The sequence below is a fragment of the Saccharothrix sp. DSM 118769 genome, assembly GCF_052936295.1.
In genome coordinates, this window is sequence record NZ_CP193627.1 from 1,507,036 (window position 1) to 1,527,318 (window position 20,283).

A 20,283-nucleotide genomic window follows, 5' to 3' on the forward strand; every position below is an offset into this window, starting at 1 on the left:
GCGTCAGGCCCTCAGCTGGCCCGCCACGTCCGACGCGGCGGTGAGCAGGACGAGCACGGGAACCGCGGCCTCGCTCCGCAGCCGGTAGCTCCCGCGCTTGTCCTGCTCCACCACGCCGGACGCGGTCAACGCCTTCAGGTGGTGGTACAGCTGCCCGGTCGACCCGAGCCGCGCCGCCTCCTGGAGCGCCGTCGCGGGCTGCGCGCCCTGCCCCAGCAGGGTCCGCACGATCTCCACCCGCACCGGGTGCGCCAGCGCGGCCAGCACCTCGATGCGCGGCCGGTCCGCCAGCGCCAGCGCGTGCTCCGGCGTCACGTCGATCCGCCACGACACGCGCCCGTCGCCGACCGCGACCCGGCCGCCGTACCCCACCTCGCCGCCGCCTACCTCGTGCCCGCCGGCCCCGCCACCGACCTCACGTTCGCCGGGCTCGTGCCCGCCGGCCTCGCGCTCACCGGTCCTGCCGCCAACCCCGTGCCCGCCAACCCCGTGCCCGCCGGCCTGGTGCCCGCCGTCCCCGGTGCCCGGTCGCGCGGTGGCACCCCGCTCGTCGCCCTCCAGCGCGGCCACGCGCTGCTCCAGCTCGGCAAGTCGCTGCACCAGGTCCACCGCTGCCATCCTAGGAGAGGCTGACCTGGAATTCGCGCAGCGCGGCGGGGTCGAGCAGGGACCCCTGCACCAGCGCGAGCAGGTCGCCCACGGCGGCGAACCGCTCCTCGTCGACCTCCCGGAGCAGCACCGCGGCCGAGCCGAGCCGGCCGTCCTCCCAGCGGACCGTCGTGCCGACCGTGACGACGCCGGGCAGCGACCCGCCCTTGACCCCGATGCCGGCCACGCCGGGCGGCGTCTCCCACCCGCGTTCCAGGTGGGTGCGGGCGACCTCGTCGGAGCTCAGCGAGCGGTGCGCGCGGTGCAGGCCCGCCGCGGTCCCGGACCACGTCGTGCGCGCCCACGGCCGCTGGCCCTCGTAGGTCGCGGGGATGTCGGGCAACCTCCCGATCACCTCCAGCTGGAGCCGGGGGTCCTCCAGGTACCGCCGGACGTCGACCCGCCTGCCCAGGATGAACGCCAGGAACTCGCCGAGGATCTCCGGCACGGGCGCGCCGGGCCAGCCGTGCCGGGCGGCGGCGGCGCGCAGCGGCCCTTCGCCGAGCCGGTACCGCAGGTGGTCGGTGGCCGCGTTGTCGCTGAACCGGATCATGCACATGGCCAGGTCGTCCAGGGTGACCAGGTGGTTCGGGTCGTCGGCGGTGAGGCCGTTGGTCGACCGGATGCCCAGCGCGCGCAGGGACGCCGGGTGCGCGCCCCCGTCGAGGCCCAGGTAGTACCGCTCCCAGTCGCCGACGCGGACCGGCTCGTCCGCGCGGGCCCGGCCGGTGCGCAGGGCGGCCGAGTACCCCGCGAGGTGCACGACCTTGACGGCCGAGGCGAGCGGTTGGCGCTCGTGCGGCCGGTGCGCGACCCGCCCGCCCCGCCCGTCGTCCACGACCGCGGCCACGTGCCGCCGGTTCGCCCGGAACCAGGCGAGCCAGTCGTCCGGCCGGGTCCGGGCCCCCGCGGTGGCCGTGGGCAGCAGGGCGGCTGCGCCCGCGGCGGCGCAGGCGCAGAGCAGGTGCCGTCGGGTCAGGAGCACGACGAATCTCCCCTCTGGTAGTCCGTAATTCCGGAATACTAGAGGGGAGGGGATCGTCTTGTCAGCCCGTCCGCACCGCGAACGTCACGCCCGCGGCCGCGGGTTCTTGACGCGCCAGCGTGCGGTCGGTCAACGGCAGGTCGCCGTTCAGCGCGTCGATCACCGCCCGCCGGGCGAGCGGCAGCACCTCGGCCACCGACACGTCCCGGCCCAGCTCGTGCGACAGCGACGCGACGCCCGCGTCCCGGATGCCGCACGGGATGATGTCGCCGAACGCGCCCAGGTCCGCGTCGCAGTTGATCTCGAAGCCGTGCATGGTCACGCCCCGCTGCACGCGGATGCCGATCGCGGCGACCTTGCGCTCGCCGCCCCGGTCGTCGGCCGCGATCCACACGCCGCTGCGCCCCTCGACGCGGCCCGTGGGCACGCCGAGCTGGTCGCACACGTGGATCAGGGCCTGCTCCAGGCGGCGCACGTACTGCACGACGTCCAGCGGCTCGGCGAGCCCCACGATCGGGTAGCCCACGAGCTGGCCCGGCCCGTGCCAGGTGATCTTGCCGCCCCGGTCGACGTCGATGACCGGGGTGTCGCCGCCCTTCGGGCGCTCCTCGGGCTCGGTGCGCCGACCGCAGGTGTAGACCGGCGGGTGCTCCAGCAGCAGCAGCGTGTCGCCGACGTCGCCCGCGGCGCGGCGCTCGGCCAGCTCGCGCTGCAGGTCCCAGGCGGCCAGGTAGTCGATGGTGCCCAGCTCGCGCACGTCGACCGGGTCGGTCGAGGCGCGGCAGGAGGGGTCAGGACTGCTCACGTCTCGACCCTACGCCCAGCGGCAGCAGGCGCAGGGCGTGGGCGACGAGCAGGCCGACCCCGGTCACGGCGAGGATCGCGCCCGCCGTGTCGGTGAACCAGTGCATCTCCAGCACGACCCGGCTCACCGCCGTGGCGGCGACGGCGGCGGCGGCCAGCGCGATGGCCGTGCCCAGGTGCCGGCGGGCCAGGTGGGCGGTCAGCACGACGGCGGTGAACGCGACCGCCGTGACGGCCGTGACGTGCCCGCTCGGGTAGCTCCACTTCGGGAAGTCGATCGGCCGCACCCGCTGGTAGGCGTGGCGGGCGAGGACCGTCGACCAGCACGCGCCGAGGAGCGCGGCGGCCCTGAGGACGAACGGGTCCCGCGCGAGCGCGGCCCGCGCGAGCAGGGACAGCAGGGCGATCGTCGCCAGGCCGGGGCTCAGCACGAAGCTGATCACCGCCGCCGAGTGCGTGAACCCCGGCCCCAGGTCCGCCGCGGCCAGGTGCAGGCCGCGGTCCACCGCCGGCACCTCCCGGTGCACGGAGAAGCCCAGGACCAGTGAGGCCAGCGCGAGGGCCGCGCCGACCGGGACCGCGATCACCGCGTCGCGGCCGCCGCCACGGCCGCCCCGAGCGCCGGGTGCAGGAACGGGAAGCCGTGCCGCTCCAGCACGCGGGGCACGGCCCGCTGACCGGCCAGCACGCCCTCCTCGGCGAGGTCGCCCAGCACCGCCTTGAGCACGAAGCCCGGCACGACCCACGGCGTCGGGCGGTGCAGCGCGTGCCCGACCGTGCGGGTGAACTCGGTGTTGGTGACCGGCGTCGGCGAGGTCAGGTTCACCGGGCCGCGCACGTCGTCGTGCTCCAGGGCGAACCGGACGGCCGACACGGCGTCGTCCAGGGAGATCCACGGCATGTACTGCCGCCCGCTGCCGAGGCGCCCGCCGAGGAAGAACGAGAACAGGGGCTTGACCACGCCGAACAGGCCGCCGGAGGGGCTGATCACCAGGCCGGTGCGCAGCCGCACCACGCGGGCGCCCGCCTCGGCGGCCCCGGTCGCGGCCTCCCACTGGCGGCACAGGTCGGCCAGGAAGCCCGCGCCCGAGGGCGTGTCCTCGGTGACCACCTCGTCGCCGGTGTCGCCGTAGTAGCCGACGGCGCTGGAGTTCACCAGGACGGGCACGCCGTGCTCCGCGACGGCGGCGGCGAGCACCTCGGTCGGCACCGTGCGGCTGTCGAGCAGCACCTGCTTGCGCGCGTCGGTCCACCGCTTGTCGGCCACGCCGACGCCGCACAGGTTGACCACCGCGTCCGCGCCGTCGAGGGCGCCGGGGTCGATCCGCCCGGCGGGCGGGTCCCAGCCGCGTTCGTCGGGGGCCGCCGGGGGCCGCCGGACCAGCCGCACGACCTCGTGCCCGGCGCCGCGCAGGGCGGCCACCAGACTGGTGCCGATCAGACCCGAGGAACCCGCAACGACCACCCGCATGACGTGATCGTCCCGCAGCCGGCGGCGCGTTGCACAGCGGCTCGGGAGTCGCCCATATCACCCGAACCGGTGGTTATCGCCCGACTGGGTGACGGGCGGGGCCGCGGGCCGCCCGCCCCGGCCCGCCGCGCCCGGTCGCGCGAACGGCGAGGGCCGCCCCCGCGCGGAGCGGGAGCGGCCCTCGGTGCTGCTGCCGTCAGAGGCCCAGGTCGGCCTCGAACGCGCCCTCTTCCAGGCGGTTCTTCACGGTGGTGAGGAAGCGGCCCGCGTCGGCGCCGTCCACCAGGCGGTGGTCGTAGGTCAGGGCCAGGTAGGCCATCGAACGGATGGCGATGGTGTCGTCGCCGTTCTCGTCCGTGATCACGACCGGGCGCTTCTTGACCACGCCGACACCCAGGATGCCGACCTGCGGCTGCTGGATGATCGGGGTGTCGAACAGCGCGCCGTTGCTGCCCAGGTTGGTCAGCGAGAACGTGCCGCCGGTCAGCTCGTCCGGCGTCAACTTGTTCGCGCGCGCCCGCGAGGCCAGGTCGCCGATCTTGTGCGACAGGCCCGCCAGGTTGAGGTCGCCCGCGTTCGCGATCACCGCGTTGAGCAGGCCGCGCTCGGTGTCGATCGCGATGCCCAGGTGCTCGGCGCCGTGGTAGACGACCTCCTTCTTCTCCTCGTCGATGGAGGCGTTCAGCACCGGGTGCTGCTTCAGCGCCTCCACGGCGGCCTTGGCGAAGAAGGGCAGGAACGTCAGCTTCGTGCCCTCGCGCTGCTCGAACGCGGCCTTGGCGCGGTTGCGCAGCCGGGCGATCTTGGTGACGTCCACCTCGAACACCTGGGTGAGCTGGGCCGACACCTGGAGCGACTCGCGCGTCCGCTGGGCCACGATCTGGCGCAGCCGGGGCAGCTTCTGCACGGTGCCGCGCTTGCCGCTGTTGTCGGCGGCCGGGGCGGCGGTGCGCTGCGCCGGGGCAGACGGGGCGGCGGCGGGGGCGGCCGGCGCGGGGGCCGGGGCCTTCTTCGCCTCGACGGCGGCCAGCACGTCCTGCTTGCGGATGCGACCGCCGACGCCGGTGCCCTTGAGGCTGTTCAGGTCGATGTCGTTCTCCGACGCCAGCTTGCGCACCAGCGGGGTGACGTACGGCGCGCCGTTGGCCTCGCCCGACTCGGCCTCCTGCTTCGGGGCCTCGGCCTTAGGGGCCTCCTGCTTCGGGGCCTCCGGCTCGGGCTCCTCGGCCTTGGGCTCGGCCTTCGGCGCCTCCTGCTTCGGCGCCTCCTGCTTCGGGGCCTCCGCCTTCGGCGCGGGGGAGCCGGAGCCGACCACGGCCAGCCGGCCGCCGACCTCGACGGTCTCGTCCTCGCCCGCGGTGATCTCCAGCAGGGTGCCGGCCACCGGCGACGGGATCTCGGTGTCGACCTTGTCGGTCGAGACCTCCAGCAGCGGCTCGTCGACCTCGACCGAGTCGCCGACCGACTTCAGCCACCGGGTCACGGTGCCCTCGGTGACGCTCTCGCCCAGGGCGGGCATGGTCACCGGCGTGCCCTCGGCCGGACCGGAACCGGAGTCGGAGCCACCGGACTGCGCCGGGGCGGGCTCGCCGGCCGGGGCCTCGGACTGCTCGGCCTCGGGCTCGGGCTGCTCGGCCTCGGGCTGCGCCTCCTCGGCGGGCGCTGCGCCGCCGCCGGAGGACGAGTCGGAGGACCCCTGGTCGGAACCGTCGCCGATCACGGCCAGCTCGGCGCCGACCTCGACGGTCTCGTCCTCCTGGGCGACGATCTTCTGGAGCACGCCGGCGGCGGGCGAGGGGATCTCGGTGTCGACCTTGTCGGTCGAGACCTCCAGCAACGGCTCGTCGACCTCGACGCGGTCACCCTCCTGCTTCAACCAGCGGGTGACCGTGCCCTCGGTGACGCTTTCGCCGAGTGCGGGCATTTGGACGGAGAAGGCCATCTTTTCGCTGACTCCTCGTGCGTGGGTCGAAGTTCGGCTGACTGGGGTGCGACGGTCAGCCGTGCACGTGCAGCGGCTTGCCGGCCAAGGCGAGGAAGGCTTCGCCGAGGGCTTCTGTCTGGGTCGGGTGGGCGTGGATCAGGGGGGCCACGTCCTCGGGGTACGCCTCCCAGCTGTAGATCAGCTGGGCCTCACCGATCAGCTCGCCGACCCGCTCGCCGACCATGGTGACACCGACCACCGGGCCATCGGGCGCCTTCACGAGCTTGACGCCACCGGCGGTCTTCAGGATCTGGCTCTTGCCGTTGCCCGCGAGGTCGTAGACGAACGTCTCGACGGAGCCGTACTTCTCCTTGGCCGCGGCCTCGGAGAGGCCCACCGAGGCGACCTCCGGCTTGCAGTAGGTGACGCGCGGGATGCCCGCCTCGTCGATGACCTTCGGGCTCAGGCCCGCGATCTCCTCGGCCACGAAGATGCCCTGCTGGAAACCGCGGTGCGCGAGCTGGAGGCCGCGCACGATGTCGCCGACGGCGTACACGCCGGGCAGCGAGGTCTCCAGGCGCTCGTTCGTGGTGACGAAACCGCGCTCGACCGCGACGCCCGCCTCCTCGTAGCCGTGGCCCGCCGAGTTGGGGCCGCGGCCGACGGCCACCAGCAGCAGGTCGGCGTCGAGCACGTCGCCGGACTCCAGGGTCACCGAGACGCCCGCCTCGGTCTGGGTGGCGCCGGTGAACTTCACGCCGGTCTTGAACTTGATGCCGCGGCGGCGGAACGCGCGCTCCAGCTGCTTGGACGCGTACTCGTCCTCGGCGGGGACCAGGCGGGGCAGTGCCTCCACGATGGTCACGTCCGCGCCGAAGGAGGCCCACACGCTGGCGAACTCGACGCCGATGACGCCGCCGCCGAGCACCACGACCTTCTCCGGGACGAAGTCCAGGTTCAGCGCCTGGTCGCTGGTGATGATCCGGCCGCCGATCTCCAGGCCGGGCAGGCTGCGGGCGTACGAGCCGGTGGCCAGCACGACGTTCTTGCCGGTGTACCGGTCGCCGTTCACCTCGACGGTCTTGTTGCCGACGAACGTGCCCGCGCCCTCGACCAGGGTGACCTTGTTGGCCTTGGCCAGACCCTGGAGGCCCTTGTAGAGCCGGCTGACCACGCCGTCCTTGTAGGAGTTCACACCCGCGATGTCGATGCCCTCCAGCGAGGACTTCACGCCGAACTGGTCGCCCTCGCGCGCGTTGTCCGCGACCTCCGCCGCGTGCAGCAGCGCCTTGGTCGGGATGCAGCCGCGGTGCAGGCAGGTGCCACCGAGCTTGTCCTTCTCGACCAGGACGACGGACAGGCCGAGCTCCGCGGCGCGGAACGCGCAGGCGTAGCCGCCCGAGCCGCCACCGAGGATCACGAGGTCGGCGGACGTGTCGGTCACGGGATCTCCCTGAAGAGCTTGATGCCTTACTCCGCGCGGGTGCGCGCGTGTGGCTGCCATCTTGTCACTACCTCGCGAACGGCGGCGACGCGGTGTCCTGTTCGGAGGATTTGGCCTTGCCTTCACCCCCGCGCCGGCACGATGGGCGGCAGGAGTCGTGACAGGAGGTGCCCTGGTGGGCCTGTTCGACCGTTTTCGCAGGAAGCAGCGCCCGGGCGTGCTGCGCGAGTCCACGTCCGCGGACACCGGCCACCTGGAGAAGTGGGCGGCGGCCCGGCGCGGGGTCGAGGCGTACGTCGAGCCCAAGACCACCGTGACGGAGACCACGGTCGTGCTCGTCGCGCACGACGGCGAGTGGACGCGCCGGCGCATCGACGGCACGGACGGCGCGAAGAAGCTGGCGAAGAAGCTCGGCATCCCGATCTACGACGCGGGGATCGTCGGCTACCCGAAGCGGATGCGCGAGTACTCGCGCCGCAAGGGCCAGGGCAACTAGGCCGGGGCGACCGGGCCGGGGCGACCGGGCCGGGACGCCCAGGTCAGGACGGCCGAGCCGGGAGCGACCCGGTCGGTGGACGGGCGGAGGCCCCGGTCCGGGTGGACCGGGGCCCCGCGCTCAGCCGTTGGCGGCGATGTCCGCCAGCACCGCGGCCAGGGTGCGCACCGGCACGCCCGTGCCGCCCTTGGTGGTGTAGCCGTACGGGCCGCCGCTGTGGAACGACGGACCGGCCACGTCGAGGTGCGCCCAGGTGACGCCCTCGGCGACGAACTCCCGCAGGAACACGCCCGCGGTGAGCATGCCGCCGAACCGGTGCCCGGACACGTTGGCGATGTCCGCCACCCGCGAGTCCAGGTCGCCGCGCAGCTCGTCGGGGAGCGGCATGGCCCACGCCTGCTCGCCCACCGCGCGGCCCAGCTCGGCGATCCGGTCGCGGAACGCCTCGGTGCCCATGACGCCCGACGTGCGCTTGCCCAGCGACACGACCTGCGCGCCGGTCAGCGTGGACGTCTCGATCAGGTAGTCCGGGGCGTCCTCGCAGGCCCGCACGATCGCGTCGGACAGGATCAGCCTGCCCTCGGCGTCGGTGTTGAGCACCTCGACGGTCTTGCCGCCGTACATGGTGAGCACGTCACCGGGCCGGTAGGCGGTGCCGGACGGCATGTTCTCCGCCATCGGCGCCCACGCGGTGACCTCCAGCGGGTACTTCAGCTTCGCCGCCAGCACGACGGTGGCGATGACCGCCGCCGCGCCGCCCATGTCGGAGGTCATCTCGTCCATGCCCGCGGCCGGCTTGATGGAGATGCCGCCGGTGTCGAACGTGATGCCCTTGCCGACCAGCGCCACCTTCTTGGTCGCCTTCGCGCCGCGGTAGGTGATGCGCACCAGGCGCGGGGGGCGGCTGGAGCCGCCGCCGACGCCGAGGATGCCGCCGAAGCCCTGCTTGCGCAGCGCCTTCTCGTCGAGGACCTCCACCTCCAGGCCCTCGGCCTTGGCCAGGGCGGTGGCGCGCTCGGCGAACGAGGCCGGGTACAGGTCGTTCGGCGGGGTGTTCACGAGGTCGCGCACGGCGGCGACGGCCTCGGCGATGGCGGTGGACGCCTTCACGGTGGCGTTGTGGGCGCGCTTGGTGCCCTCGGCCGGTGCCACGAGGTCGACGCGGGCCACCGGGCCGTCGCCCTTGGCGGACTTGTACTCGGTGAAGGTGTAGCCGCCCAGCAGCGTGCCCTCCACGGCCGGGCCGAGGTGCAGCGCCGAGAGCGTGGTGACGGCGCGCTTGCGGCCCGCCAGGGCGCGGGCGACCGCGCCGGACGCCTTGCGCACCTGGTCCTCGGACGCGGAGCCGTCGGCGGCGGGCTTGCCCAGGCCGACCGCCAGCACGACCGGCGCGGCCAGCCTGCCGAACGTCGGGACGCTCACGACCTCCTCGGCCTTGCCGGTGGCCCCCAGGGTCTCCAGCACGCCGAGCAGGCCGCCCTCGAACGCGGCGTCGACCGCTTCGGAGGCGCCCGCGAGGGCCGGGCCGTCGGGGCCCTGGATGGTCCCGATCACCACGGCGTCGGTGGCGGTGGTGCTCAGGTCACTGTCGGTGATGGCCAGCTTCGGCGCGATCACGGCGGCTCCTCGATGCGGTCCTCCCGGCACTTCCTGGTCGTGCGGCGGGAACGGGGGTTGATCGTGACGAATGCTAAAGGTCCCGTTCACGCACCCGGTCGCCGCACTCGTGATTGCACCGAGTAACAATTAACACGTTCGGGGGTAAACCGAGCGGGGGTCACCACTCGTGCGGTCTTTTTCTGCGATTGTGTACCGGTGACAATCACGCCCCGTGCCGGGGCCGTGGCGCTCGCGCTCGGCGCGACGCTGGGCGCCGGTGTGCTCACCGGGTTCGCCCCGGCTGCGGCGGTCGCCGGCCCGTGGTTCCTCCCCGCCCTGCTCCTCGCCGCCGTGGCGGCCCTGTGCTGCGCGTTCTCCACCGCGGACCAGCACCGCGCCTACCCGGACGCGCCCGGCGGCTACGGCTACACGCACAACCAGCTCGGCCCGTGGCCCGCCCGGATCACGGGCAGCGCCCACCTGGTCGGGCGGGCCGGGGTGGCCGCCGCCCTGGCCGGCGCGTTCGGCGCGTACGTCGTGCCGGATCACCGGGTCGTGGCGGCCCTGGGGCTCCTCGCGGTGACGGCGGCGCTGGGCACGGCGGGCGTGCGGTGGACGGCCCGGCTGTCCGCGGCCTCCGCGGTCGTGGTGGTCGGCGTCCTGCTGCTGGTGGTCCTGGTGTGCTTCTCCGTCGCCCCGCCGGGCGACCCGGTCGGGCCGCCGGCGATGGCCGCGGCACCGGGCTTCGACGGCGTGATGGCCGCGGCGGCGGTGCTGTTCGCGGCGTTCACCGGCTTCGAGCGGATCACCGCGCCGCACCCCGGCGACCCCGTCTTCACCCCCCGCGCGCTGCGCGTCGCGGTGCCCGTCGTGGTCGGCCTCGTGCTGGTGCTCATGGTCGCGGTCGGCGCGGCGCTGCTGCGCCAGCTCGGCCCGGACCGCCTGGCCCTGTCCCCGGCGCCGCTGCGCGACGCCCTGGTCACCGCCGACGGCCGCTGGCTGCTGCCCGTCCTCGGGTTCGGCGCCGCGGTGGCCGCGGTGACCGCGCTGCACGCCGTGCTCGCCTCCGCCCGGCGCACGCTCGACGGCCTCGTCGAGACCGGCGACCTGCCCCGCGTCCGCGCCGGCTGGCCGCTGGACGTGGTGGGCGCCGCGACGGCCGCCCTCGCCGTCGTCGCCCTGCCCCCGTCGACCGCGCTCGCCGTGGGCGCGTGCGGCACGGCTTTCTACTACGGCTTCACGAACGCCTCGGCCCGCGTGCTGCTCCAGGAGGACCGCACGTGGCCCATGCGCACCGCGTGCCTGGGGCTGGGGCTGTCGGTCCTGCTGGCCATGAGCGCGCCCACGGGGGCGCTCCTCGTCACGCTCGTCGCGCTCGCGGTCGGTACCGGTCTGCTCGCGCTCGGTCGGGTCCGGCACGCCGTGGCGTAGCCCGACCGGATGGTCGGACGTCCGAGCGTCGGGACGGCGATTTTCCGACGTCCTCGCGGCGGCTATCGTGCTGTCATGACGACAGCGTTGCCTTTCACCCGGACCCCCCACCCGCAGCCGGCGACCCCGGAGCGCGTCGCGGGGGTACTCGCCGGGCCGGGCTTCGGTCAGCACTTCACCGACCACATGGTGACGATCCGCTGGAACCGCGAACAGGGCTGGCACGACGCGGTCGTCGGGCCCTACCGCGCGTTGGAGCTGGACCCGGCGGCGATGGTGCTGCACTACGGCCAGGCGATCTTCGAAGGGCTCAAGGCGTACCGCCAGCCCGACGGCACGGTCGCGTCCTTCCGCCCGGAGGCCAACGCCGAGCGGTTCCGCGCCTCCGCGCGCCGCATGGCGATGCCCGAGCTGCCGGACGAGCTGTTCCTCGGCGCGGTCCGGGAGCTGCTGGCCGTCGACGGGCGCTGGGTGCCGTCCGTGCCCGAGGAGTCGCTGTACCTGCGGCCCTTCATGATCTCCACGGAGAAGGGCCTGGGCGTGCGGCCCTCGTCGGAGTACCTCTTCGTGCTCATCGCCTCGCCCGCCGGCTCGTACTTCACGGGCGGCCTGAAGCCGGTGACGGTGTGGCTGTCCACCGAGTACGTGCGCGCCTCGCCCGGCGGCACCGGCGCGGCCAAGTTCGCGGGCAACTACGCGGCGTCCCTGGTGGCGCAGGCGCAGGCCGCCGAGCAGGGCTGCGACCAGGTCGTGTGGCTGGACGCGGTGGAGCGCCGGTGGGTCGAGGAGATGGGCGGGATGAACCTGTTCTTCGTCCTCGGCTCCGGTGACGACGCGCGCGTGGTCACGCCCGAGCTGTCCGGCGCGCTGCTGCCGGGCATCACCCGCGACTCGCTGCTGCGCGTGGCGCGGGACTTCGGCCTCGGCGTCGAGGAGCGCAAGTTCTCCACCGAGGAGTGGGAGAAGAAGGCCGGGACGGGCGAGCTGACCGAGGTCTTCGCCTGCGGCACGGCCGCCGTCATCACCCCGGTGGGCCACGTGAAGCACGCGAGCGGCGAGTTCGACATCGCCGGCGGCGCCACCGGCGAGGTGACCACGCGGCTGCGCGACCACCTGACCGGCATCCAGCAGGGCCGCGTCGAGGACCCGCACGGCTGGATGAAGACGATCAGCTGAGCGCGCACACCGCGAGCACGGCGAGGGTCGCCGCCTCGCACGCCGCGCCGAGCACGTCGCCGGTGATCCCGCCGAAGCGCCGGCGCACGTGCGCGACCAGCAGCAGCACCAGCCCGGCCGCCAGCAGCACGGCGGCCGGGCCGCGCAGCGGGTGCACGAGGACCGACGCCGCGACCAGCGCCGTCCACCACAGCGCCACCACCCACGCGGGCTGGCTGCCCGCCACCAGCGCGCCCAGCCCCTCCGGCCGGGCCGCGGGCACCCCGCGCAGGCAGCACAGCAGGAACGCCGCGCGGCCCGCCGTGAGCGCGAGCAGCACCGCGGGCCACGGCACGACCGGGAGCGCGGCGGCCTCCGCGCCCAGCACCACGACCAGCGCGACCACCGCGAACGGACCCGCGCCGCCGTCCTTCATCACCGCCAGGGCGCGTTCCGGCGGGCCGTAGCAGCCCAGGCCGTCGGCGGTGTCGGCCAGCCCGTCCAGGTGCATCCCGCGGGTGGCCAGGGCCAGCATGCCCACCGCGAGGAACCCGCCGAGCAGGCCGGGCACGACCGCGAGCACGCCCAGGACGGCCGCGCCCAGCAGCAGCCCCACGAGCGGCGCGCACGCGATGGCCCGCCGCGCCGCCCGCGCGTCGACGTCACCGACGACGCGCACGGGCAGCACGGTCAACCAGGACAGCGCCAACCGCATCAGGCGGGTCCGGAGACGCCCGCGCCGTCGAAGGTCGCCATCTCGGCCAGCACGCGGGTCGCCATCACCACCAGCGGCAGCGCCGCCACCGCGCCCGAGCCCTCGCCGAGCCGCATGTCGAACTCCAGCAGCGGCTCCAGGCCCAGGTGGTTCAGCGCCAGCGCGTGCGCCGGCTCCGCCGACCGGTGCCCGGCCACCCACCAGTCGCGCGCGCCCGGCGCCAGCTCCTCGGCGACCACGGCCGCCGCGCCGACGACCACGCCGTCCAGGATCACCGGGGTGCGCCGCACGGCCGCCTGCGCCAGGAACCCGGCCATCGCGGCGACGTCCGCGCCCGACGCCACCCCGAGCAGCGCCAGCGGGTCGTTGATCACCGGTCGGGCGCGGCGCAGCGCGTCGCGGATCGCGGCGGTCTTGCGCATCCACCCCCGGTCGTCCACGCCCGTGCCGCGGCCCACCACGGCCACCGGCTCCGAGCCCGTCAGGGCGGCGATCAGCACGGCGGCGGGCGTCGTGTTGCCGATGCCCATGTCGCCCGCGATGAGCAGGTCCGCGCCGCCGTCGACCTCGTCGTCCGCGAGCTTGCGGCCGACCTCGACCGCCTTGACCGCCTCCTCGGGCGTCAGGGCGTCCTCGCGGTCGATCGACCCGGAACCCCGGCGCACCTTCAGGTCGCCGACGGCCGTGTCGGAGTCGACCGACACGTCCACCACGCGCACGGTCGCGCCGGCCACGTTCGCCAGCACGTTCACCGCCGCGCCGCCCGCGAGGAAGTTCGCCACCATCTGCCCGGTGACCTCGCTCGGGTACGCGGACACGCCGTGCTTCGCGACGCCGTGGTCACCCGCGAACACCACGACCCGGGGCCGGGTGAACGGCCGCGGCGGGCACTCGCCCTGGCACGCCGCGACCCAGGCGCCCAGCTCCTCCAGCCTGCCCAGCGACCCCGCGGGTTTCGTGAGCACGGCGTGGCGGGCGACGGCCTCGCGGCGCGTCACCTCGCTGGGTGGCTCGACGGGCGGGAACTCGATGGTCACCGACTACCTCCGGCTTCGCGCAGTCGCAGTGGGATTCCGGCGACGACCAGGAGAACCTCGTCGCAGACCTCGGCCAGCCGCGCGTTGAGCGAGCCGAGGTGATCGCGGAAGAGCCTGCCAGAGCGGGTGCCGGGCACGACGCCGAGCCCGACCTCGGCGGACACCAGGACCAGCCGGGCGCGCGCGCCGGCCACCGCCCGGACCAGCGCGGCGCACTCGTCCTCGACCCGGCCCGGGTCCCCGCCCGCGTCCCACGCGCCCGCGTCGTCCATCACCCCCGCGAGCCACGTGGCCAGGTCGTCCACCAGGATCGGCGGGTCCGTGCCGACGGTCGCGGTGAGCACCGCGGGCAGGTCGCCGGCCCCGGACGCCTCGACCGTCGTCCAGGTGGTCGGGCGGCGGGCGACGTGCCGGGCGATCCGCAGGTCCCAGTCCGCGTCGTCGGCGTAGCGGCGGGCGGTCGCGACGTAGGTCACGACGTCGTCGGTGAGCAACCCCTCGGCGTGCGCGGACTTCCCCGACCGCGCGCCGCCGAGCACCAGTGTCCGACGCGTCACACCGCACCCCATCCGTTCCACGAGGACATAGCCTGACCGGGAACGTTACCCGCAGGACGGCACGAGGAGGCCGGCGTGGAGTACCGCTGGCGGTACCAGGACGAGCAGGGTCGGGAGGTCGACGGCCCGGTCGTGGCGTTCGCCGACCAGGGCGAGGCCGAGGACTGGTTCGGCTCGTCGTGGGAGGAGCTGCGCGAGACCGGCGTCGCGCAGGTGACGCTGCTGCGCAGCGAGTCCGAGGTCTACGGCCCGATGTCCCTGTCCCCGGCCGAGTAGCCGGCCGGGGACGGGGCGCGCGTCACGGGGTGACGGTCAGCCGCGGGTCGGTCTCGACCGCGTCGCCGAGCACCTCGTCGATCTTCTCCAGCAGCTCGGCCTCCAGCGTCACGCCGGCCGCCTTCACGTTCTCGTGCACCTGCTCCGGACGGGACGCGCCGATGATCGCGCTCGCCACGTTCGGGTTCTGGAGCACCCAGGCGACGGCGAGCTGGGCCAGCGACAGCCCGACCTCGTCGGCCAGCGGCTTGAGCTTCTGCACCCGCTCCAGGACGTCGTCCTTGAGGAAGCGGGAGATGAACTTGGAGCCGTTGGCGTCGGTCGCGCGGGAGCCCTCGGGCACCGGCTGACCCGGCAGGTACTTGCCGGTCAGCACGCCCTGCGCGATCGGGGACCACACGATCTGGCTGACGCCCTCGCGCTCGGAGGTCGGCACGACCTGCGACTCGATGACGCGCCACAGCATCGAGTACTGCGGCTGGTTGGAGATGAACGGCACCTTCAGCTCGCGCGCCAGCTCCGCGCCGCGCGCGATCTGCTCGGCGTTCCACTCGGAGACGCCGATGTAGAGCACCTTGCCCTGCCGCACCAGGTCGGCGAAGGCGAGCATCGTCTCCTCCAGCGGCACCGTCCGGTCGAACCGGTGGGCCTGGTAGAGGTCGACGTAGTCGGTCTGGAGGCGCTTGAGCGAGCCGTTGATCGACTCGGTGATGTGCTTGCGGCCCAGGCCCTTGTCGTTGGGGCCGCCGGGGCCGGTCGGCCAGAAGACCTTGGTGAAGATCTCCAGCGACTCGCGGCGCTCCCCCTTGAGGGCGCGGCCGAGCACCTCCTCGGCCTTCGTGTTGGCGTACACGTCGGCCGTGTCGAACGTGGTGATGCCCGCGTCGAGCGCCGCGCGGACGCAAGCGGTCGCCTGGTCCTCCTCGACCTGGGAACCGTGGGTGAGCCAGTTGCCGTACGAGATCTCGCTGATGTTCAGGCCACTGCGGCCGAGGCGTCGGAACTCCATGCGGCCAAGCCTAGTACCGGGTCGTTCGGGTTGCTAATGAACTGCCGGTGCGCCCCGCTGCGCGGGACGGCGAGGCACCCGCCGGACCCTCCCCGCGCTTCCCGGGCACCGCCTTCGGCGCGTTCCCGGACCAGGTGGTCCGGGGACGGTTCGACCGGCCCCGAGGTCAGACCTTCGCGCCCGGCGCCACGCGCGGCTTCGGGACGCGGAGGCGGCGGAGCTGGCTGGCGCGGATGAACGAGTACCAGCCGATCGACAGGCCGCGCGTGGTGTCGCTCGGGAACTTCAGGCGCACCCGGCGGGTGACCAGGCGGCCCAGCACGAAGCCCTCCACGATCATCGCCAGCAGCATGAACGTGGTCAGCAGCGTCGCGTACTGCTGGATCGCCGGTGACGGCACCAGCAGCGCCACGAACACCAGGATCGCCAGCGGCATGAAGAGGCCCATGAGGTTGCGGCGCGAGTCGACCACGTCGCGGATGTACGCCTTCACCGGGCCGCGGTCGCGGGGGAGCAGGTACTTCTCGTCACCCGCCATCATCCGCTGCCGCCGCTCGACGGCCGCGGCGCGGCGCTCCTCCTTCGACACCTTGTTGCCCCGGGCGCGCTTGAGCGCCTCGCGCTGCGTGCGCGGCGGCGGCGGCACGGGGCCGCGGCGCTTGCCCTCGGCCTCGCGGCGCTTCGGCGTCGGCCGGCCCTTGCCGGGTGTGCGCGACGGGTCCCCGGCGGTCACCTCCGAGTCGGTGCTGACGTCCTCGGGGGCGGTCTCGGCGGCTTCGTCGGCGTTGCGGCGCAGGAACCTCACCTCACCAGAGTAGGAGATGCCCCGATAAGTACTGTTCGCGAGGTGCGAGTTGTCATAGCGCCCGACTGCTTCGGCGGCACCCTGACCGCCCGCGAGGCCGCCCGCGCGATCGCCGACGGCTGGCTGCGCGCCGCCCCCGGCGACCACCCGGACCTCCGCCCGCTCGCCGACGGCGGCCCGGGGTTCGTGGACGTCCTGCACGCCGCCCTGGGCGGTGACCTGCGCGTGACGACCGTCACCGGCCCGCTCGGCACGCCCGTGGAGGCGACCTGGCTGGAGCACGGCGGCACCGCGTACGTCGAGTCCGCGCAGGCGTGCGGCCTGCACCTCGTCCCGGCCGACCGGCGCGCGGAGGCCGCCGAGACGGCCACCACCAGGGGCGTCGGCGAACTCCTCAACGCCGCCCGCGACGCGGACGCGATCGTCGTCGGCCTCGGCGGCTCGGGCACCACGGACGGCGGCGCGGGGCTGCGCGAGGTGGTGCTGCCGGTCACCGCCCGCCTCGTCGCCGCCGTGGACGTGGAGAACCCCCTCCTCGGGCCGCACGGGGCCGCCCGCACGTTCGGCCCGCAGAAGGGCGCGTCACCGGAGGCGGTGGAGCGGCTGGAGGCGCGGCTGGCCGCCGTGGACGAGCTGGCCGCCGTGCGGGACCTGCCCGGCGCGGCGCTGATGGCCCTCGGCGCGACCGCGGAGTCCGGCGCGGGCCTGGTCCGGTCGCTCACCGGCCTCGACGCGGCGCTCGACCGGGCCGACCTGGTCGTCACCGGCGAGGGCAGCTTCGACTGGCAGTCGCTGCGCGGCAAGCTGGTCACCGCCGTGGCCCGGGGCGCGGCCGAGCGCGGGCTGCCGTGCCTGGTGCTCGCGGGCCGGGTCGAGGTGGGCAGGCGCGAGGCCGCCGCGGCGGGGGTGGCCGACAGCTACGCCGTCGCCGACCACGCCGGTTCGGTCGGGGCGAGCCTGGCCGACCCGGCCGGCACCCTCGCCGACCTGGCCGAGCACGTCGCGAGGCAGTGGTCACACCCCCGTCCCCGGTAGCTGTGCGACCATGGGGGGAGGAACAAAGCGGGTACTGCCCGTGTTGTTGGGAAAGACGCCCGCAAAGGACCTCTGAGGGAGAGCCATGACGACCGCTCAGGACGCTGCCACCACTCCTGACGCTCCGCCCACCCACGGCGTGAAGCTCACCGACGCGGCGGCCGTGAAGGCCAAGGCGCTGCTGGACCAGGAGGGGCGCGACGACATGCACCTGCGCATCGCCGTCCAGCCCGGTGGCTGCGCGGGGCTGCGCTACCAGCTGTTCTTCGACGAGCGCACGCTCGACGGCGACGCCCTGCGCGACTTCGGCGGCCTCAAGGTGGCCGTCGACCGCATGAGCGCCCCCTACGTCGAGGGCGCCGTGATCGACTTCGTGGACACCATCGAGAAGCAGGGGTTCACGATCGACAACCCCAACGCGGGCGGCTCCTGCGCCTGCGGCGACTCGTTCCACTGATCGAACGCGCACCGACGGAGAAGGCCCCCGCCTCGGCGGGGGCCTTCTCCGTTCCCGGCTGGTCCCGGGCTCCGTCCCGGACGAGTCGGTCAGACGTAGGCGTCCAGCTCCGCGACCTGCGCGTAGTGGGCGTCGTCCACCTCCCACGGCGCCGCCGCGCGGGGCTCCGGGGACGCCGCCGCGGGCGTCACCAGCCCCTCGGGCAGCGCGGTGCAGTCGTCGATCAGCTGGGCCAGCGTGTCCGCCTCGGTGTTCCTCACACCATCGACCGTATGCGCGTGAAACGCTTGACGAAAGCCCTACCGGGTGGTACTACCGCCCGGTAGGGCTTGTCGCTGCTCACGTCCCGGCGTTCCCGCGGGTCAGAGCTTCACGGGGTAGTGCGGCTCCGGCACGACCGGCCGGATGCGCCCCTCGACGAAGATGCCGTGCCAGATCATGAACACCAGCAGCGCCCAGATGCGGCGGCTGTTGTCCGCCACGCCCGACCGGTGCTCCTCGATGACCCGCAGCACCGCGTTCTTGTCGAGGTAGCGGTCGGTCTGCGACTGGCGCACGTGGTCCACGGCCCACTCGTGCATCTCGTCCTTCAGCCAGTGCCGGATCGGCACCGGGAAGCCCAGCTTGCGCCGGTTGAGCACGTGCGCGGGCACGATGTCGCGGATCGCGCGGCGCAGCGCGTGCTTGGTCGTCTCCCGGGTCAGCTTCAGCTCCGACGGCACCTGCGAGGCGATCTTGAAGACCTCGGGGTCCAGGAACGGCACCCGCAGCTCCAGCGAGTTCGCCATCGTCATCTTGTCGGCCTTGACCAGGATGTCGCCGCGCAGCCAGGTGAACAGGTCGACGTGCTGCATCCGGGTGACCGGGTCCCAGCTCGCCGACTCGCGGTACGGCTGGGCCGTCACGTCCTGGTGCGACACGTTCGGGTCGTAGGTGCGCAGCACCTGCCGCAGCTGGTCGTCCATGAAGATCCGGGCGTTGCCGTAGTAGCGCTCCTCCAGGGTGAGCGCACCCCGGCGCAGCAGGTCCTTGCCGCGCACGCCCTGCGGGATCTTCGTCGACACCTTGCCCATGGCCTTGCGCAGCGCGCCCGGCACCTTCTCGAACGGCGCCAGCGACAGCGGCTCGCGGTAGATCGTGTACCCGCCGAACAGCTCGTCCGCGCCCTCGCCCGACAGCACGACCTTCACGTGCTCGCGCGCCTCGCGGGCGATGAACCACAGCGGCACCAGCGCCGGGTCCGCCACCGGGTCGTCCAGGTACCAGGTGATCAGCGGCAGCGCGTCCATCATCTCCTGCGCCGTCACCGCCCTGACCACGTGCTTCACCCCGATCGCGGCGGCCGACTCGGCGGCCACGTCGATCTCGGAGTAGCCCTGCCGGTGGAACCCGGTGGTGAACGTGATCAGGTCCGGGTTGTGCTCCTTGGCCAGCGCCGCGACGACCGTCGAGTCGATGCCGCCGGACAGGAACGAGCCGACCGTCACGTCCGCGCGCATGTGCTTGGCCACCGAGTCGCGCAGCGCCTCGGTGATCTCGTCGTACAGGCGGTCCTCGTCGGCCTGCCCGCGCACCGCGCGCGGCCGGAACGTCGCCGGGAAGTACCGCTCCACGACCGGGCGGCCACCCGGCGTGAGCGTGAACGAGGTGCCGGACTCGATGCGGTGAACGTGCGTCTGGAGCGACTCCGGCTCCGGCACGTACTGGAGGATGAAGTAGTGCTGGAGCGCCTTCTCGTCGACCTCCGGCCGGATGCCGACGGCCGGGGCCAGCTCCAGCACGGACTTCTTCTCGCTGGAGAACGCCACGCCGCCCGGGCCGGCCGCGTAGTACAGCGGCTTGATGCCGAACGGGTCGCGCGCGCCGAACACGACGCGCCGCGCCTTGTCCCAGATCAGGAACGCGAACATGCCGCGCAACCGCGCCACCGCGGACGGGCCCCAGTAGTGGTAGGCCGCCACGATGGTCTCGGTGTCGCCGTCGGTGGCGAACACCGCGCCGAACTGCTTGGTCAGCTCCGCGCGCAGTTCCACGTAGTTGTAGATCTCGCCGTTGAACAGGATCGCGTACCGGCCCTGCGCCTCGGGGGGACCCCAGTGCAGCGGCTGGTGCGAGTGCTCGATGTCGATGATCGACAGTCGGTTGAAGCCGAAGACGACCTCACCGCCCTGCCAGGTGCCGCTCTCGTCAGGGCCGCGGTGCCGCATGCAGCGCAGGGCCCCCGCCACCGCCGAACGCGCCCGCTCGGCCTCGTGCTCACTAGGGCAAACCAGTCCTACCAGGCCACACACGCGGTAGACACCTTTCGAGTCGTGTGGAGAAGCTCCCAGTATGCCGGGGGGCCTCTGTGTGACCGAAACTGCACCGCGCGGGTGCCGCCCCCGGCGGGTGACCTGCCGTGCGCTGGGCTACGCTCCCGCATGATCCGGCAAGGG

21 protein-coding genes are annotated in these 20,283 nt (G+C 73.9%); 6 read left to right on the plus strand and 15 right to left on the minus strand.

Features of this window, described 5'->3' with window-relative positions:
* Positions 1-3 precede the first annotated feature (3 nt).
* The 7 genes from ACRAKJ_RS07255 to lpdA all read right to left on the minus strand — a co-directional run bounded on the left by ACRAKJ_RS07255 (position 4) and on the right by lpdA (position 7,276).
* Positions 4-609, minus strand: coding sequence for an ArsR/SmtB family transcription factor (locus ACRAKJ_RS07255; RefSeq protein ID WP_447008898.1), 606 nt, complete (start codon positions 607-609; stop codon positions 4-6).
* A 10-nt stretch (positions 610-619) separates the two neighbouring features.
* A complete protein-coding gene (locus ACRAKJ_RS07260; protein WP_438920651.1) occupies positions 620-1,633 on the minus strand; it encodes a serine hydrolase in 1,014 nt (337 codons plus the stop codon).
* Between the two features lie 61 nt (positions 1,634-1,694).
* The gene (gene lipB, locus ACRAKJ_RS07265; protein WP_438920650.1) at positions 1,695-2,438 is read right to left on the minus strand and encodes a lipoyl(octanoyl) transferase LipB; all 744 of its coding nucleotides are present in this window, start codon (positions 2,436-2,438) and stop codon (positions 1,695-1,697) included.
* Positions 2,425-3,024, minus strand: a complete 600-nt coding sequence (locus ACRAKJ_RS07270) for a phosphatase PAP2 family protein (RefSeq protein ID WP_438920649.1) — start codon at positions 3,022-3,024, stop codon at positions 2,425-2,427. The genes lipB and ACRAKJ_RS07270 overlap by 14 nt, the downstream gene beginning before the upstream one ends.
* Positions 3,021-3,908 carry a TIGR01777 family oxidoreductase gene (locus tag ACRAKJ_RS07275; RefSeq protein ID WP_438920648.1) on the minus strand — a complete coding sequence of 296 codons (888 nt, stop codon included), beginning with the start codon at positions 3,906-3,908 and terminating at the stop codon, positions 3,021-3,023. The genes ACRAKJ_RS07270 and ACRAKJ_RS07275 overlap by 4 nt, the downstream gene beginning before the upstream one ends.
* A 196-nt stretch (positions 3,909-4,104) precedes the next feature.
* Positions 4,105-5,850 (minus strand): 2-oxoglutarate dehydrogenase, E2 component, dihydrolipoamide succinyltransferase, encoded by a 1,746-nt coding sequence (sucB, locus tag ACRAKJ_RS07280; protein WP_438920647.1) that lies wholly within the window; start codon positions 5,848-5,850, stop codon positions 4,105-4,107.
* Positions 5,851-5,905: 55 nt separating this feature from the next.
* Positions 5,906-7,276 (minus strand): dihydrolipoyl dehydrogenase, encoded by a 1,371-nt coding sequence (gene lpdA / locus ACRAKJ_RS07285; protein WP_438920646.1) that lies wholly within the window; start codon positions 7,274-7,276, stop codon positions 5,906-5,908.
* A gap of 175 nt (positions 7,277-7,451) precedes the next feature.
* Between lpdA and ACRAKJ_RS07290 the strand changes: the two genes are divergently transcribed.
* The gene (locus tag ACRAKJ_RS07290; RefSeq protein ID WP_438920708.1) at positions 7,452-7,772 is read left to right on the plus strand and encodes an oxidoreductase; all 321 of its coding nucleotides are present in this window, start codon (positions 7,452-7,454) and stop codon (positions 7,770-7,772) included.
* 120 nt (positions 7,773-7,892) lie between these two features.
* Here ACRAKJ_RS07290 and ACRAKJ_RS07295 read toward each other — a convergent pair whose 3' ends face one another.
* The gene (locus tag ACRAKJ_RS07295; protein WP_438920645.1) at positions 7,893-9,389 is read right to left on the minus strand and encodes a leucyl aminopeptidase; all 1,497 of its coding nucleotides are present in this window, start codon (positions 9,387-9,389) and stop codon (positions 7,893-7,895) included.
* A gap of 198 nt (positions 9,390-9,587) precedes the next feature.
* On the opposite strand from ACRAKJ_RS07295, the gene ACRAKJ_RS07300 reads away from it, so the two are divergent.
* Both ACRAKJ_RS07300 and ACRAKJ_RS07305 read left to right on the plus strand, forming a co-directional pair.
* A complete protein-coding gene (locus tag ACRAKJ_RS07300; RefSeq protein WP_438920644.1) occupies positions 9,588-10,802 on the plus strand; it encodes an amino acid permease in 1,215 nt (404 codons plus the stop codon).
* Between the two features lie 75 nt (positions 10,803-10,877).
* Positions 10,878-11,978, plus strand: coding sequence for a branched-chain amino acid aminotransferase (locus ACRAKJ_RS07305; protein WP_438920643.1), 1,101 nt, complete (start codon positions 10,878-10,880; stop codon positions 11,976-11,978).
* Here ACRAKJ_RS07305 and ACRAKJ_RS07310 read toward each other — a convergent pair.
* From ACRAKJ_RS07310 to cobU, 3 genes are read right to left on the minus strand one after another with little or no spacing between them, the layout of a single operon-like run.
* Positions 11,971-12,672: an adenosylcobinamide-GDP ribazoletransferase gene (locus ACRAKJ_RS07310; protein WP_438920642.1), complete on the minus strand. Its 702-nt coding sequence runs from the start codon at positions 12,670-12,672 to the stop codon at positions 11,971-11,973. The two genes, ACRAKJ_RS07305 and ACRAKJ_RS07310, sit on opposite strands and share 8 nt — an antisense overlap.
* Positions 12,672-13,709, minus strand: a complete 1,038-nt coding sequence (gene cobT, locus ACRAKJ_RS07315; RefSeq protein WP_438920641.1) for a nicotinate-nucleotide--dimethylbenzimidazole phosphoribosyltransferase — start codon at positions 13,707-13,709, stop codon at positions 12,672-12,674. The genes ACRAKJ_RS07310 and cobT overlap by 1 nt, the downstream gene beginning before the upstream one ends.
* Positions 13,706-14,266 carry a bifunctional adenosylcobinamide kinase/adenosylcobinamide-phosphate guanylyltransferase gene (gene cobU, locus ACRAKJ_RS07320; RefSeq protein ID WP_438920640.1) on the minus strand — a complete coding sequence of 187 codons (561 nt, stop codon included), beginning with the start codon at positions 14,264-14,266 and terminating at the stop codon, positions 13,706-13,708. The genes cobT and cobU overlap by 4 nt, the downstream gene beginning before the upstream one ends.
* Before the next feature lie 75 nt (positions 14,267-14,341).
* Here cobU and ACRAKJ_RS07325 point away from each other — a divergent pair, with 75 nt between their 5' ends.
* Positions 14,342-14,542 carry a hypothetical protein gene (locus ACRAKJ_RS07325; protein WP_438920639.1) on the plus strand — a complete coding sequence of 67 codons (201 nt, stop codon included), beginning with the start codon at positions 14,342-14,344 and terminating at the stop codon, positions 14,540-14,542.
* 22 nt (positions 14,543-14,564) lie between these two features.
* Here ACRAKJ_RS07325 and ACRAKJ_RS07330 read toward each other — a convergent pair whose 3' ends face one another.
* Both ACRAKJ_RS07330 and ACRAKJ_RS07335 read right to left on the minus strand, forming a co-directional pair.
* Complete coding sequence (locus tag ACRAKJ_RS07330; protein ID WP_438920638.1) at positions 14,565-15,551, minus strand: aldo/keto reductase family protein; 987 nt, start codon at positions 15,549-15,551, stop codon at positions 14,565-14,567.
* A 166-nt stretch (positions 15,552-15,717) separates the two neighbouring features.
* Entirely contained in the window at positions 15,718-16,356 is a 639-nt protein-coding gene (locus ACRAKJ_RS07335) for a DUF3043 domain-containing protein (RefSeq protein ID WP_438920637.1), read from the minus strand.
* A 42-nt stretch (positions 16,357-16,398) separates the two neighbouring features.
* Here ACRAKJ_RS07335 and ACRAKJ_RS07340 point away from each other — a divergent pair, with 42 nt between their 5' ends.
* Both ACRAKJ_RS07340 and ACRAKJ_RS07345 read left to right on the plus strand, forming a co-directional pair.
* Positions 16,399-17,391, plus strand: coding sequence for a glycerate kinase (locus tag ACRAKJ_RS07340; protein ID WP_438920636.1), 993 nt, complete (start codon positions 16,399-16,401; stop codon positions 17,389-17,391).
* 85 nt (positions 17,392-17,476) lie between these two features.
* Entirely contained in the window at positions 17,477-17,848 is a 372-nt protein-coding gene (locus ACRAKJ_RS07345) for an iron-sulfur cluster assembly accessory protein (RefSeq protein ID WP_438920635.1), read from the plus strand.
* A gap of 89 nt (positions 17,849-17,937) precedes the next feature.
* Here the strand turns inward: ACRAKJ_RS07345 and ACRAKJ_RS07350 are convergent, their stop codons facing one another.
* Together ACRAKJ_RS07350 and asnB are read right to left on the minus strand one after the other, a co-directional pair.
* Positions 17,938-18,108, minus strand: coding sequence for a hypothetical protein (locus ACRAKJ_RS07350; protein ID WP_438920634.1), 171 nt, complete (start codon positions 18,106-18,108; stop codon positions 17,938-17,940).
* 102 nt (positions 18,109-18,210) lie between these two features.
* Positions 18,211-20,139, minus strand: a complete 1,929-nt coding sequence (gene asnB / locus ACRAKJ_RS07355) for an asparagine synthase (glutamine-hydrolyzing) (RefSeq protein WP_438920633.1) — start codon at positions 20,137-20,139, stop codon at positions 18,211-18,213.
* Between the last annotated feature and the right edge of the window lie 144 nt (positions 20,140-20,283).

Excerpts from the sequence above, each read along its gene's own strand:
- ACRAKJ_RS07345 (WP_438920635.1), top strand. The coding sequence starts at position 17,477 with ATGACGACCGCTCAGGACGCTGCCACCACTCCTGACGCTCCGCCCACC.
- ACRAKJ_RS07305 (WP_438920643.1), top strand. The coding sequence starts at position 10,878 with ATGACGACAGCGTTGCCTTTCACCCGGACCCCCCACCCGCAGCCGGCG.
- ACRAKJ_RS07310 (WP_438920642.1), bottom strand. The coding sequence starts at position 12,672 with ATGCGGTTGGCGCTGTCCTGGTTGACCGTGCTGCCCGTGCGCGTCGTC.
- ACRAKJ_RS07275 (WP_438920648.1), bottom strand. The coding sequence starts at position 3,908 with ATGCGGGTGGTCGTTGCGGGTTCCTCGGGTCTGATCGGCACCAGTCTG.
- ACRAKJ_RS07330 (WP_438920638.1), bottom strand. The coding sequence starts at position 15,551 with ATGGAGTTCCGACGCCTCGGCCGCAGTGGCCTGAACATCAGCGAGATC.
- sucB (WP_438920647.1), bottom strand. The coding sequence starts at position 5,850 with ATGGCCTTCTCCGTCCAAATGCCCGCACTCGGCGAAAGCGTCACCGAG.